Below are 12,979 nucleotides of genomic sequence, written 5' to 3'. Positions count from 1 at the left end.
GTGCTACGCCACCTTCGCTACTCGGCGTCGTAGGCGGCCGCCAGCAGGTGGACGGCCTGGGCGAAGGTTGCGCCCTGCGATTTGGCGGCTGCGGCATAGTCGGCTGCGGCCTCGGACAAAGCACCCCAGCGCTCGTCCCGGGCGCAGACCACCGTGCCGTTGCGGCCCTTGGTGGCGACGACGCCCGCGGCCTCGAGTTCTTTGTACGCCCGCGCGACGGTGTGGGGTGCTACGCCCAGGGTTCCGGCGAGGGCCCGCACCGCAGGCAGCCGCGTGCCCGGCGCAAGCTTTCCCTGGTCGGCCTGCTCGATCACGTGGAGCCGCAGCTGCTCAAAGAGGGCCACGGAGCTGGCGGTGTTTGGCTTCCACTGTCCCGGGAAGGCGTCGCCGGCGGTCACAGGCCGGACTCCCGGTAGCGCTGCTGGCCGGCGGCGTGCCTGCCGTGGTGCCGGCGGATGGCGCCGAGTTCGCGGTCCACCCCGCGGAACTGGGCCTCATACAGGTGCCGGTAATGTCCGTCCACGGACAGCAGGCTGCTGTGCGTCCCCTGTTCAACGATGCGTCCGTGATCCATGACGAGAATTAGATCAGCGTCGCGCACCGTGGACAACCTGTGCGCAATGATGAAGCTCGTCCTGCCCTGCCTCAGCCGGTTCATCGCGAGCTTGATCTGCACCTCGGTCCGGGTATCCACGGAGCTGGTTGCCTCGTCCAGGATCAGGATGCTGCGGTCGGCGAGCCGGGCCCGGGCGATGGTGATCAGTTGCCTTTGGCCCTGGCTCAGCGAATCGCCGTCGTCCCCCAGGACGGTGGCGTAGCCGGCGGGCAGCGACCGCACAAAGTGGTCCACGTGGCTGGCCTCGGCAGCTGCCAAAACCCGGTCATCATCGGCGCCCGGCCAGCCGTACTCGATGTTGTCGCGGACCGTTCCGCTGAACAGCCAGACGTCCTGCATGACCACGGCGAAGTTGGACCGCAGCGAGTCCACAGGCACGGTGGCAATGTCCGTGCCGTCGATCGTGATGCGCCCGGAATCAAGTTCATAGAAGCGCATCAGGAGGTTCACCACAGTGGTCTTGCCGGCGCCGGTGTGGCCCACGATGGCCACGGTCTGGCCCGGCAGGACGGAGAAGGACAGCCCGCTGACGGCCGGCGCCCCGGGCGTGTACGCAAAGGTGACGTCCTCGAAGTCAATCCGGCCGCGCAGGTTTTCCTGGCCGCCAGGTGCCTCATCCTCGCGGGGGATCTCGGGCTCGTCAAGCAGCTCGAAGACCCGCTCAGCCGAGGCCGCGCAGGACTGCATCAGGGTGAGCATGCCGCCGATCTGCCCCATCGGCTGGGTGAACAGGCGGCTGAACTGGATGAACGCCTGGATGCCGCCGATCGTCATGGCCCCGCCGGCCACCTGCAGGGCGCCCACGACCGCCACCGCCACGTAGTTGATGTTGGCGACGAGGACCATCAGCGGCTGCACGGCTCCGGAAACGAACTGGGCGCGCGCGCTGGCGCGGGCCAGCCGGTCGTTGCCGTGGCCGAAGATGGCCGACGCCGTGTCCTGCTGCCCGAACGCCTTGATCACCTCGTGTCCGGTGATGAATTCCTCGACGTGGGCGTTCAGCTCCCCGGTGGAGGCCCACTGGGCGGCGAAATAGGTCTGGGCCTGCCGCGCCATGTACACCGTTATCAGCGTTGAGACGGGCACAGACACGAGCGCGATGGCCGCCAGCAGCGGCGAAATCCACAGCATCATCGCCAGTGAACCGCACAGCATCAGAACGGACATGATCAGCTGCGTGAGCACCTGGTTGAGGGCCTGGGTGATGTTGTCGACGTCGTTGGTGGCCCGGCTGAGGACATCACCACGCGCCTGCTCGTGGAAGTGCGACGACGGCAGCCGGTGCAGTTTGTCCTCGACGGCGGCGCGGAGGCCGAAGACCAGCCGCTGCACCGCCTGGGCGGTCAGCGCACCCTGGACCCAGTTGAAGATGGACGTGCCGACATACATCAGCGAGACCACACCGAGCAGCATGGCAAGTTTCCCGGCGTCGAGCGCGCCGTGCATGAAACCGTCGACGACGACGTCGGTGGCGTCACCGAGGAGCTTGGGGGCGGCCACATTGAGGGCGGCGAAGCCGCAGGTTGCCGCGACTGCCAGAGCCATTCTGCCCTTGGACGGGCGCAGCAGCCCCAGAAGGCGCTTGGCCGCCGGCAGGAAACTGCTGTTGGCGCGTCTGGCTGCGTGAGTGCCACTCATGGCGGTCCGCTGCTCATGGCTGCTCGTCCAGGGCCAGCTGGGACTCGGCGGTCTCGCGGTAGGTGGACGACGATCCGAGCAGTTCGGCGTGGGTACCCTGGGCCACCAGCCGGCCCTCCTCCAGCACCAGGATCCGGTCCGCGCCCATGATGGCGGGAATGCGTTCGGCCACCATCAGCACGGTGGCTGATTCCAGCGCGGGCGCAAGTGCCTGCCGGACCGCGGCTTCGGTGGCGTAGTCCAGGGCGGAAAAACTGTCGTCGAAGAGGTACAGATCCGCGGCGCGGAGCATGGCGCGGGCGATGCAGATGCGCTGCCGCTGCCCGCCCGAAAGCCCCGCGCCGCCCTGGGCCACGGCCGACTGGAGGCCGTCCGGGAGCTTGCGGACGAATTCCTCGGCCTGTGCCAGCCGCAGGGCATGCCACAGTTCGTCGTCGGTGGCCTCCGGCGCAGCCATGCGCAGATTGCTCGCCAAGGTGCCCGAAAACAGGTAAGAATGCTGCGGCACTGCGGAAATCCGTTGCCGCAGCCGGTCGGCGGGCAGAGTACGGACGTCGGCGCCGCCTAGACGGACCTCACCGGAGGTGGCGTTCAGGAAGCGCGGCAGGAGATTCAGCAGCGTGGTCTTGCCGCTGCCGGTGGCGCCGATGATGGCCGTGGTGGTGCCGGGGAGGGCAGAAAAAGAGATGTCGGCCAGGACCGGGGACTCCGCCCCGGGGTAGGCGAACCAGACGTGGCTGAATTCCACTCCCCCGCCGCCGCGGGTCTCAGAAGCAGCGGTGGCAGGCCGTATCCTCACCGGCGCCGTCCCGGCAAGCCGCGCTCCGGCAGGCCCTGCCGCAGCAGGTCCAGCCACCGCCGGGGTCACATCCAGCACGTCCTGGATCCGTTCCGCGCAGACGGCCGCGCGAGGTGCGGTGCTGAATACGTACATGGCCATCATGATGGCCAGCAGGATCTGCAGGATATAGGCGATGAAGGCGGTCAGGGCGCCCACCTCCATGGCGCCGCTGCTGATCAGGTGCCCGCCAAACCAGACCACAGCCACGGAGGAGAGGTTCACCACGATCATGATCATCGGCAGCATGCCGGCCACCAGGAGCGCAGACTGGAGGTTGTTTCGGGTCAGCAGCCGGTTGGCTTCCGCGAAACGGGCAACCTCGTGCTTCTGCCGGACGAAGCCGCGGATGACGTTGGCGCCGATGATCTGCTCGCGGAGGATCCGGGTGATGCCGTCGATGAGCGCCTGCCCCTGCCGGTAGAGCGGAATGAGGCGCCGCACGATCAGGTACATGATGAGGACCAGCACCGGGACGATGACGATCACGACGGAGGACAGGACCGCATTCTGCTGGACGGCCAGGATGATTCCGCCGATGCCCATGACGGGCGCCGCGGCAAGCATGGTGAAGACCAGGACGGCAAAGGTCTGGATTTGCTGGACGTCGTTGGTGGCCCTGGTGACGAGGCTGGGGGTGCCGAAGGTGCCGATTTCCTGCGACGACATCGCCTGCACCTGGTCGAACAGCTCCCGCCGCAGCCGGTGGCCGATCTTCATGGCGACGCCGGCGCCGAGGTACCCGGCGCCCAGGGCGGCTGCGGCCTGCACTGCCGTGATGATCAGCATCCAGCCGCCAAGCCCCAGGATCACTCCGGGCTGGTTGGCCAGGATGCCGTCGTCGATGATGCTGGCATTCAGAGTGGGCAGCAGCAGGTTTCCCGCCGTCTGCAGAACCTGCAGCATGATGATCGCCCAGACCGCGGCCCGGTGCTCGCCGAGGAGGCGGAGCATTAAGCGAATCAGCACGGCGCCTCCTCCATTGCCAAGGCGTACGGGAGCCCGGGCAGGCCCCCAATAGCCGCTTGGCCATTGTAAGCCAGATCACAGGGACGCGCGGGAGATTGCCCTCGCGGCGGGTGCAGCGGCCTTAAAGCTTGCGTGCCACCGCGAAGATCCTGCGGAACGGGTACACCGTCCCGTGCGCCGTAGCCGGATAGGCCTCGGTCAGCCGGGCGCCGTATTCGGCCTCGAATTCGGCGGCGTCCTCCGACGCCAGCGCGGCCAGCACCGGCCGCAGGCCGGTGCCGCGCACCCAGTCCAGCACCGGGTTGTCTCCGGAAAGCACCTGCTGGTAGGTGGTTTCCCACGCGTCCGCCGCGCACCCGGCGTCGAGCATGATCTCCAGGTACCGTGCAGGCGCGGCAATCGCCTCGTCGTGCCGCAGCACGCCGGCGAGTTTTCCGGCCCACCTGGGCGACTCGGCGACGTCGCGCATCAGCGTGTGGGACGCGGAAGTGAAGTTGCCCGGCACCTGGAGGGCGAACCACGCGCCCGGCTTCAGCGCCGCCAGCCAGCCGGCCAGCAGTTCGGGGTGCCCCGGGACCCACTGCAGCGCCGCGTTGGTCACCACCACATCGGTGTCGGCGGACGGCTGCCAGGAGGCGATGTCACCGAGGCTGAACTCCAGCCCCGAAGCGGACTGCCGGTGCTGTTCGGCGGTGGCCAGCATCTCTGCGGAGGAGTCCAGGCCCACCACCCGCGCGTCAGGCCAGCGCGCCGCGAGCGTGGCGGTCAGGTTGCCGGGGCCGCAGCCCAGGTCCACCACCTCCCGCGGGGCGTCGGCGAGGACGCGGCCGGTCAGGTCAAAAAACGGACGCTGCCTGTAGTCACCGAACTGGACGTATCTGGCGGGATCCCACACATGGCCTCCGGTTGCCTGTTGATGGTTTGTGCTGGCAGAGCGAGCCTAGCGCCGGGCCGGCCTGAAAGCGTTGCGGGACGCGCTGGCACTAAGCTGGAAGGCAATGAAACTCGTTGAACAGCTCCCCGCCCCGTCCGCACGGATCGCCACCGGAACCGGCGCGGACCCGGACACGCTGTACGAGCGCTTCGTGGAGTGGACCGAAAGCCGTGGCCTGCAGCTTTACCCGGCCCAGGACGAGGCCATCATGGAACTGGCTTCCGGCGCCAACGTGATCCTCGCGACCCCCACCGGATCCGGCAAATCCCTCGTTGCCATCGCAGCGCACTTCCAGGCGATGGCCCGCGGCGAGCGTAGTTACTACACCGCGCCCATCAAGGCCCTGGTGTCCGAAAAGTTCTTTGCCCTCTGCGAGATCTTCGGTGCGGAAAATGTCGGCATGATCACCGGTGACTCCGGGGTGAACCAGGACGCGCCGATCATCTGCTGCACGGCCGAGATCCTGGCCAACACCGCCCTGCGCGAAGGCTCCGCTGCCGAGCTGGGGTCCGTCATTATGGACGAGTTCCATTTCTACTCCGATCCGCAGCGCGGCTGGGCGTGGCAGGTTCCGCTGCTGGAACTTCCGCAGGCACAGTTCCTCCTGATGTCCGCCACGCTGGGCGACGTCAGCCGCTTCGAAGCCGGCATCACCGAACTCACGGGACGGCCCACCACCACCGTCAGCTCGGCCGAGCGCCCGATTCCGCTGCACTACTACTACCGCGAGACACCGGTCCACGAGACCCTCGAAGAGCTGCTGGGCACCAGGGAGGTGCCGGTGTACGTGGTGCACTTCAGCCAGGCGGAAGCGATTGAGCGCGCCCAGACGCTCATGAGCATCAACGTGTGCACACGCGAGGAGAAGGACAAAATCGCCGAACTGATCGCGAACTTCCGCTTCGCGGCGGGCTTCGGCAAGACGCTGAACCGCCTGGTCCGGCACGGCATCGGCGTGCACCACGCGGGCATGCTGCCCAAGTACCGCCGGCTCGTGGAGCAGCTGGCCCAGGCCGGCCTGCTCAAGGTCATCTGCGGCACGGACACGCTGGGCGTGGGCATCAACGTGCCCATCCGTACCGTCGTGCTCACCGCACTGAGCAAGTACGACGGCGTACGCACCCGCCTGCTCAACTCCCGTGAGTTCCACCAGATTGCCGGCAGGGCCGGCCGGGCCGGCTATGACACGGCCGGCACCGTGGTGGTCCAGGCCCCCGAACACGTGGTGGAGAACGTCAAGGCCATGGCCAAGGCCACCGCGAAGTTCGGCGATGACCAGCGGAAGCTGCGCCAGGTGGTGAAGAAAAAGCCGCCGGAGGGGTTTGTGTCCTGGGGCCAGCCCACGTACAACCGCCTGGTGGAGTCCGTCCCGGAGCCGCTGAGCTCCAGCTTCACCGTGACCCACGCGATGCTCATGAACCTCATGGAGCGTCCGGGCGACCCGTTTGCCGCCGCCAGGCGCCTCCTCACCGAGAACCACGAAAGCCGTCCTTCCCAGCTGCGGCTCATGAAGAAGGCCCTCGGGATCTATCGGGAGCTGCTCGCGGCCGAGGTTGTGGAGCGCATTCCGGCCGCGGAGCAGGGGCCCGACGGCCGCACGGTGCGCTTGACTGTCCACCTGCAGCCGAACTTCGCCCTGAACCAGCCTCTGTCCCCGTTTGCCCTGGCCGCGCTGGACCTGATGGATCCCGAATCCCCGTCCTACGCCGTCGACGTGGTCTCCGTCATTGAGGCGACGCTGGAGAAACCGCGGCAGATCCTCTCCGCGCAGCAGAAGAAGGCACGCGGCGAGGCCGTGGCCGCCATGAAGGCCGACGGCATCGAGTATGAGCAGCGGATGGCCATGCTCGACGACGTCACCTATCCCCAGCCGCTCGCGGAAATCCTCGGCGAGGCGTTCGAGGTGTACCGCAAGGCAGCGCCGTGGGTAGGCGACTTTGAACTTGCCCCCAAGTCGGTCATCCGCGACATGTACGAGCGCGCGATGAACTTCGGCGAGTTCGTGCAGTTCTACAGCCTTGCCCGCTCCGAGGGCATCGTGCTGCGGTACCTGGCGGACGGCTTCAAGGCGCTCCGGCAGACCGTGCCGCAGGATGCGCTGCGCGAGGACCTCGAGGACCTGATCGCCTGGCTCGGCGAGCTGGTGCGGCAGGTGGACTCCAGCCTGCTGGACGAGTGGGAGGAACTGACCTCCGGGGCCGCCCCGACGCCCCACGACGCACCCCCTCCCCCGCCGCCGTCGCTCACGTCCAACATCCGGGCGTTCCGGGTCATGGTCCGCAACGAAATGTTCCGGCGCGTCGAGCTCTTTGCCGACGAGGATGCCACAGCTTTGGGCGAACTCGACGGCGATGCCGGCTGGGATGCGGACCGCTGGGAAGACGTCCTGGACGACTACTTCGACGAGCACGACGACATCGGCACCGGCCCTGACGCCCGCGGCCCCGGGCTGCTCATCATCACCGAGGAGCCCGGCGTCTGGAAGGTCCGGCAGATCTTCGACGACCCGGCGGGCAACCACGACTGGGGGATTTCTGCGGAGGTGGACCTTGCCGCCTCGGACGAGACCGGCACGGCTGTGGTCCGGGTGACCGGAGTGAACCGGCTCTAGCGGCCGGCGGGGCGCTGCTAGCCGGCCTGGGCCTCATCGTCGAGCGCGTCCTGGCGGCCGATGGTTCCGGAGCCAATGACTCCGGAGTCCTCCCCGGCAACCAGTGCCGCGGCGTCAATGGCGCCACCCAGGATCAGCGTGCTCAGGTCGGCCACGGCCTCCATATAGCTGCCCCGCTTGGGATGGTCCGCAAAATCCTCGAGCCACTTCATCGCGACCCGCCCGACGAACTCCATGGTGCTTGCGTCATCGGCCATTGCGTTCTCCTAAGCTGCGGCTGGCTTACCCATTCAGGCTATTTCGACAAACTGAAACCTCCGTGTGAACGAGCAGTGTATTACCAAACACCAGGGCCGTAAACGGCTAACGCGGGGCGAACCTCAGCAGTTTCAGGACCAGGCTCGCCTGGCCGGACGAGAACCGGTCACCCGATTCGGGATCGAGCCATGGTTCCGGGTCCTCCAGGGGCCCGGCAAACTCCAGGACCGGCAAGGGAAGGGCGGGCGCTGTCCCGTTCCCGGTGAACAACAGATCCGGCCTGGTGGCGGGGTCGTAGTAGATCCGTGGCTTCCGTTCCCGGGTGATCTCGTCCGGGCTGTGGCAGGTGTAGCCGGCCCAGTGGACTGGTCCGGGCGGGTTATCGTGCGGACCCGCCGGGGTGCGGGGCGCCGGGGCCGCCGGCACCGCTGTCCCCGACGGCGGGGCGGACTTTACGTATTCCACCCACTGCCCGTCGACCTCAACATAGAGCAGATCCTGCCCGCCGCCCAGGAAGTAGACAGTGACGCCCGCCTGCACGTTCGCTGCGGGATGGGTCTGCACTGGGGGCGGCATGCTGCTGCCTGTCGTCATCTCATGCATCTGACTAACCACCGTCGGTACCGGTTCCTGATGCTTGGCGGTGGCCGTGGTCAGCAACGGGCGGGTTCCGGCGATGGAAGACGGCGCTTCCATGGGCCTGGCAGTTCCGTCACCGTGACACCGTCCTCCGGTGCCGGTGGGACCGGGCGTGGGACCTCCGGTGCGTGTCTTCCCCAGTGGACACCCCGCCTTCGTTCCACCTGTCCGCCGTTGCCCGGTGGCGGGGATGCACGGAGGCCACAGGGTCACGCCGCCCCCCAAGCGGCACCCTGTCCTGAGCCGCTCTGTCCGGTGCCTGGTTGTCGGCAAGTGCACTGTGGCGCGGGCTGGAGGAGACTTTCGGCGAAGGCGCCTTGATGCCTCGCGGTGGGGTCACGTCCCGGGCCGGGTTGCCCACAAACACGGAGTTCTCCGGCACTTCAGCGCCTTTCATCAGGAAGGCGTCGGCCCCAACGGTTGATCCGTTGCGCATCGTCACTCCGTAGTGGACAAATGCCCGCACTGCAAGCGAACATCGGTCGCCCAAAACAATATAGCCGGACTTGAAGGTCCCGTCCTCGAGCGAGTGGCCCTGAATGATCGACCCTTCATTGAAGGCACAGTCATCGCCGATGGTCACCAGTGTCTTTTCGGGCATATTAACACCGGCGTCGTAGAGCCGTTTGCCGACCCTCACTCCGAAGAGCCGCCAGATCAGGGGTTTGAACGGTGTCCCATTGAACGTTGCAGCCGCCATCAGCTTCCACACCCGTTCGTGGTGCCAGAAATAGGGATCGTAGATAGAGCAATACTGTGGCCTCAAGCGGTGGAAACCCAAGACAAAGCCCTCCACCAGTCCGGCAAACAGGATGCGGAACAACATGAAGCCAACAAATGCCGCGGATATCGCCAGTGCTCCGAGGACGGTCTGGCCGGCAACTGCTATGCCACCGTCGATCGTGCCCACAAACAGCATGAACCAGTTCTCGGCCAAATACAGGAGCATGGTCAGGATGTTGTGCCGGTTCTTCGCTGGAAGAAGCCTGCTCTTGGCTTCTTCGGTCTTGAGATTATCGAACCGGGCGTCGCGCTGAACAGACCGCGGGATCTCGAATGCCGGAGAGCCCAGCAACCCCACGTCCGTCCGGACCGGACCGTCAATTGGAATCATCACCTTCGTTGCCAGAAGGCAGTTCTCGCCAACGCGCGCTCCTACCGGGATGCTGATGTCATTTCCCAGGAAATTCCGCCCGGCAACACGTACCCGCGAAAGGCGGAATGAGGTGCTTGAGAAGTCGGCGTTCATCATGTTGAGGCCGTCCGAGACCATCGTTCCGGTTCCCACAGTACTGAGGAACGGTGATTCGTGGGCGACGCCGGGGCCGAAGTTCGAGCCCGTTTGCTCCACCTTGCCCAGGTTGTAGCCCAATGCGAGCAGATAGTGGACGATGTACGAGCTGTCGCCGAAGAGGATCAGATATCTATTGGCGTTGGAAATCCTGGAGATCATCCTCTGGATCGAGAAGTGAACGCCGTACAGCGGATAGACCTTGTCCGGCTTGATGAAGAGATTAAGCAGCCTCGGAACACTTATGACGAAGAGAAGCCCTACGATCAGCGTTCCTACGAAGAGAACGAGTGTGGCCGCAAGCACCTGAAGAATCAGATTAGGGTCGTCCAGTCGCATATCGGTAAAGTGCAGGTACGAAGGCAGTACTCCGGCAAACGCCAGGATGACGGCGGGAACAAACACGACAAAGCGACTGACCAGCTGGAAAACGCTGTAGGTCACTCTGCGGCGCGTGGTGCAGCGAGCGGCGGGGACTCGTCCGTAGTTTGCGCTGCTGCGTACTGCGGGAGACCCGTGCCAGACCTGGCCCTCTGGGACGGACTGCGATGTCTGCAATGAGGAGGCGTGGCCGAGTTGGGAGTCGTTCCCCATTGAGGTTCCGATGTCCAGAACAGTGCTTTCGGAGACCAGTACATTGCGGCCTAATGTCACGGGGCCCGTTTCAATGTAGCCGGGCCGGGCGCGGTAGCACAGGAAGGAGGAGTTTTTGTGGATCACCGTGTTCTCGCCGATGGTGAGCAGATCGGGACAGGCCGGCACCGCCCGGGAGAAAATGGCCACGCCTTTGCCGATTTTAGCCCCGAGCAGGCGGAGGTAAAGAACGTAGAGCGGTGAACCGGCGAACAGCACGAAGGGGTTTATCCGTGTCAGGGTTTTGACTGCCCAGAACCGAAGGTAGTCCAGGCTCCAAATCTGGATTTGCCGTGGCTTCCACCGTCCGATCAGAACCCATTTTAGGATGATGGGCGTCACCGCGAGTGCCGCGAATATACCCGACCCGAAACCGATGCAACGCAGCCAGGTATCGAGGAGGTCCCGTCCGGCTGTGGTCCATGCGGTGCCTACGACCAGCAGCCACGCCGCATACGTTGTGTAGCCGAGGTAGATGGCCAACTGGATGACGCCGCAGGAGACGTACTGGAAAGTGCCGGGGAGGGGCGCGGCCGGCTCTATCGCAAGGTCAAGCCCTCGGCCGTCGGCCGCGACGGCCGTGGCGGGTTCCACAGTTCCGTCAGGTTCCGCGAGAGTCAGCACGCGGGCGAGCTGGCGGACGGTCGGGTTCTGGTAGACGTCCTGCATGGCCGGGGCTGTCAGGTCCGTGTTGTTCCTGACGCGTGCGCAGAAGTGCGCCATCAGGAGGGAATTGGCACCCAGGTCGCTGAAGAAGTGCGCGTCGGCAGAGACCCGGTCAAGGCCGAGGACTGCGCCCAGTTGCCCGGCGAGTGCGACTTCGGCTGGTGTCTCTGGGGCGGTGTAGATTCCGGACACGGCCAGGCTGACCCGCTCGGACGGCCGCGGTAGCCGCTTCCGGTCGGCCTTGCCGCTGGCCATCATCGGAATGGAGTCGAGCTGCTCGTAGTAGGCGGGCACCATGTAGCCGGGCAACCTGGTGCGCAGCATTTGATAGATGTCCGGCGTATCGACGGTTCCGGCATCGTGGCGCAGCGTGAAGTACGCCGCCAGTTCCACCAACCCCGGCTCCGGTTCAAAGGTGTTGACCACTGCGTGTGCGATTCCTGGGAACTGCAAGAGGAATGACTCGATCTCCGCGAGTTCGATGCGGTACCCGCGGATCTTGACCTGGGTATCGATGCGGCCCAGGTACTCGATTTCCGCGTCCTTGTTGATCCTGCCCAAATCACCGGTGCGGTAGATCCTGCCCGATGGATTGTTGCTGATGTCCAGGAAATCCGGGACGAAGGCCTTCTCTGTCAGGTCCGGGCGGTTGACGTATCCCCGGGCCAGGCCGACGCCGGCCAGCCCGATCTCACCCGATTCTCCCTGCGGAAGACAGCGGCTTTCGACGGGATCCAGGATGACAGCAGAGTAGGTGGGAAGCGGGACGCCCAAGGAGACAGGAGCGTCCGGGTCCACGAGCGCCCAGGTGGCTGTGACGGTGGCTTCCGTCGGTCCGTACACATTCAGGAAACGCCGGCCTGGGATGTGCCAGCGGGTCACCAGGTCCCGCGGGCATGCCTCGCCGGAAACCAGCAGGAAGCGAAGCTCGGGGAGGTCCTCGTCGATGGTGGCCAGCAGCGTGGGCACGCAGCACAGTGCGCTGATCCGCTTGGCGACCAGGTAAGCGGCAAGATCGGCGCCCAGCAGGGTGGACCCTGCGGGTTTGGGCACCAGGGTGGCTCCAGCGAGCCAGGAAACCCAGATTTCCTCAACGGAGAAGTCGAAGGCAATGGTCATCCCCTGGTACACGCGGTCGGTGGGCTCGATCCCGTAAAGGGCGGAGGCGACCCGCACGAAGTTGCAGATGCTGGCGTGCTCGATCGCGACGCCTTTTGGCCTGCCGGTCGATCCTGAGGTGTAAATGATGTAGGCCAGCTCATCCTTCGTCCCGCCCGGCAGGGACGCTTCATCCAGGCGGGCCGGGTCCTGGGCGTCAACGCTTTCACGAACGTCGTCCAGGCAGACCGTCAGGGCGGCCACTTCCGGCAGCAGGTCCCGCAGGTGGGACAGGGAAAGGACAGCCGTCACATCGGCGTCCTCGACAATGTACTTGAGCCGGTCCGGCGGGAAGCCCGGATCCAGCGGGACATAGGCGGCGTGGATCTTGAGCACGCCAAGCATCGCGACGTAGGCGAAGGACGGCTGATCGAACAGCAGAGCTATCCGGTCCCCTGGCCGCGCACCGGAGTCGTGCAGGTAGCGTGCCAGCTGGTTGGCACGCCGGTCCAGCTCCGTATACGTGAGGACCGCGTCGTCGGCGTCAACGGCGAGCTGGTCCGCCCTGCCCTGCTCTGCATAGGCATCACACCGGTCCTCAAACAGCTTGTTTAGCCGCTCGCCTGTGCTCCAGCGAGCCACATGGTCCGGAAAGGCCGAGGTCAGGACCGGTCCTGCCCCGTCCCGGCCTGTTGTCAGGATTCCGCGCAGCTCGGCGGGCCGGAGGCCACCGCGGCTCCGGGTCTTCACGTTTTTGGTCATCGTGCTGGTTCCTTCATTGGAATCGA

The 12,979-nt window shown here is 65.8% G+C and carries 8 protein-coding genes; 1 reads left to right on the top strand and 7 read right to left on the bottom strand.

All coding sequences use genetic code 11. The annotated features are described in order from the left end of the window. Nucleotides 1-17: 17 nt before the first annotated feature. From ACFVTE_RS19710 to ACFVTE_RS19695, 4 genes are all read right to left on the bottom strand, one after another. Nucleotides 18-398 (bottom strand): GntR family transcriptional regulator, encoded by a 381-nt coding sequence (locus ACFVTE_RS19710; RefSeq protein ID WP_387103325.1) that lies wholly within the window; start codon nucleotides 396-398, stop codon nucleotides 18-20. Beyond that, nucleotides 395-2,254: an ABC transporter ATP-binding protein gene (locus ACFVTE_RS19705; RefSeq protein ID WP_387103323.1), complete on the bottom strand. Its 1,860-nt coding sequence runs from the start codon at nucleotides 2,252-2,254 to the stop codon at nucleotides 395-397. The genes ACFVTE_RS19710 and ACFVTE_RS19705 overlap by 4 nt, the downstream gene beginning before the upstream one ends. 13 nt (nucleotides 2,255-2,267) lie before the next feature. Beyond that, nucleotides 2,268-4,061, bottom strand: a complete 1,794-nt coding sequence (locus ACFVTE_RS19700) for an ABC transporter ATP-binding protein (RefSeq protein ID WP_387103320.1) — start codon at nucleotides 4,059-4,061, stop codon at nucleotides 2,268-2,270. A 121-nt stretch (nucleotides 4,062-4,182) separates the two neighbouring features. Further along, nucleotides 4,183-4,956: a trans-aconitate 2-methyltransferase gene (locus ACFVTE_RS19695; protein WP_387103318.1), complete on the bottom strand. Its 774-nt coding sequence runs from the start codon at nucleotides 4,954-4,956 to the stop codon at nucleotides 4,183-4,185. A gap of 103 nt (nucleotides 4,957-5,059) precedes the next feature. Between ACFVTE_RS19695 and ACFVTE_RS19690 the strand changes: the two genes are divergently transcribed. After that, complete coding sequence (locus ACFVTE_RS19690) at nucleotides 5,060-7,606, top strand: DEAD/DEAH box helicase (RefSeq protein ID WP_387103317.1); 2,547 nt, start codon at nucleotides 5,060-5,062, stop codon at nucleotides 7,604-7,606. A gap of 17 nt (nucleotides 7,607-7,623) precedes the next feature. Here ACFVTE_RS19690 and ACFVTE_RS19685 read toward each other — a convergent pair whose 3' ends face one another. The 3 genes from ACFVTE_RS19685 to ACFVTE_RS19675 all read right to left on the bottom strand — a co-directional run bounded on the left by ACFVTE_RS19685 (nucleotide 7,624) and on the right by ACFVTE_RS19675 (nucleotide 12,953). After that, entirely contained in the window at nucleotides 7,624-7,863 is a 240-nt protein-coding gene (locus ACFVTE_RS19685; protein ID WP_387103315.1) for a hypothetical protein, read from the bottom strand. 106 nt (nucleotides 7,864-7,969) lie between these two features. Continuing rightward, nucleotides 7,970-8,560, bottom strand: coding sequence for a hypothetical protein (locus ACFVTE_RS19680; RefSeq protein ID WP_387103314.1), 591 nt, complete (start codon nucleotides 8,558-8,560; stop codon nucleotides 7,970-7,972). 16 nt (nucleotides 8,561-8,576) lie between these two features. Further along, nucleotides 8,577-12,953: a Pls/PosA family non-ribosomal peptide synthetase gene (locus ACFVTE_RS19675; protein WP_387103311.1), complete on the bottom strand. Its 4,377-nt coding sequence runs from the start codon at nucleotides 12,951-12,953 to the stop codon at nucleotides 8,577-8,579. Nucleotides 12,954-12,979: the final 26 nt, after the last annotated feature.

This window comes from Arthrobacter sp. NPDC058097 (assembly GCF_042884885.1).
Taxonomy (GTDB): domain Bacteria; phylum Actinomycetota; class Actinomycetes; order Actinomycetales; family Micrococcaceae; genus Arthrobacter.
This window is presented reverse-complemented; position numbering and strand designations above follow the sequence as displayed.

Excerpts from the sequence above, each read along its gene's own strand:
- ACFVTE_RS19705 (WP_387103323.1), bottom strand. The coding sequence starts at position 2,254 with ATGAGTGGCACTCACGCAGCCAGACGCGCCAACAGCAGTTTCCTGCCG.
- ACFVTE_RS19690 (WP_387103317.1), top strand. The coding sequence starts at position 5,060 with ATGAAACTCGTTGAACAGCTCCCCGCCCCGTCCGCACGGATCGCCACC.
- ACFVTE_RS19685 (WP_387103315.1), bottom strand. The coding sequence starts at position 7,863 with ATGGCCGATGACGCAAGCACCATGGAGTTCGTCGGGCGGGTCGCGATG.
- ACFVTE_RS19680 (WP_387103314.1), bottom strand. The coding sequence starts at position 8,560 with ATGGAAGCGCCGTCTTCCATCGCCGGAACCCGCCCGTTGCTGACCACG.
- ACFVTE_RS19675 (WP_387103311.1), bottom strand. The coding sequence starts at position 12,953 with ATGACCAAAAACGTGAAGACCCGGAGCCGCGGTGGCCTCCGGCCCGCC.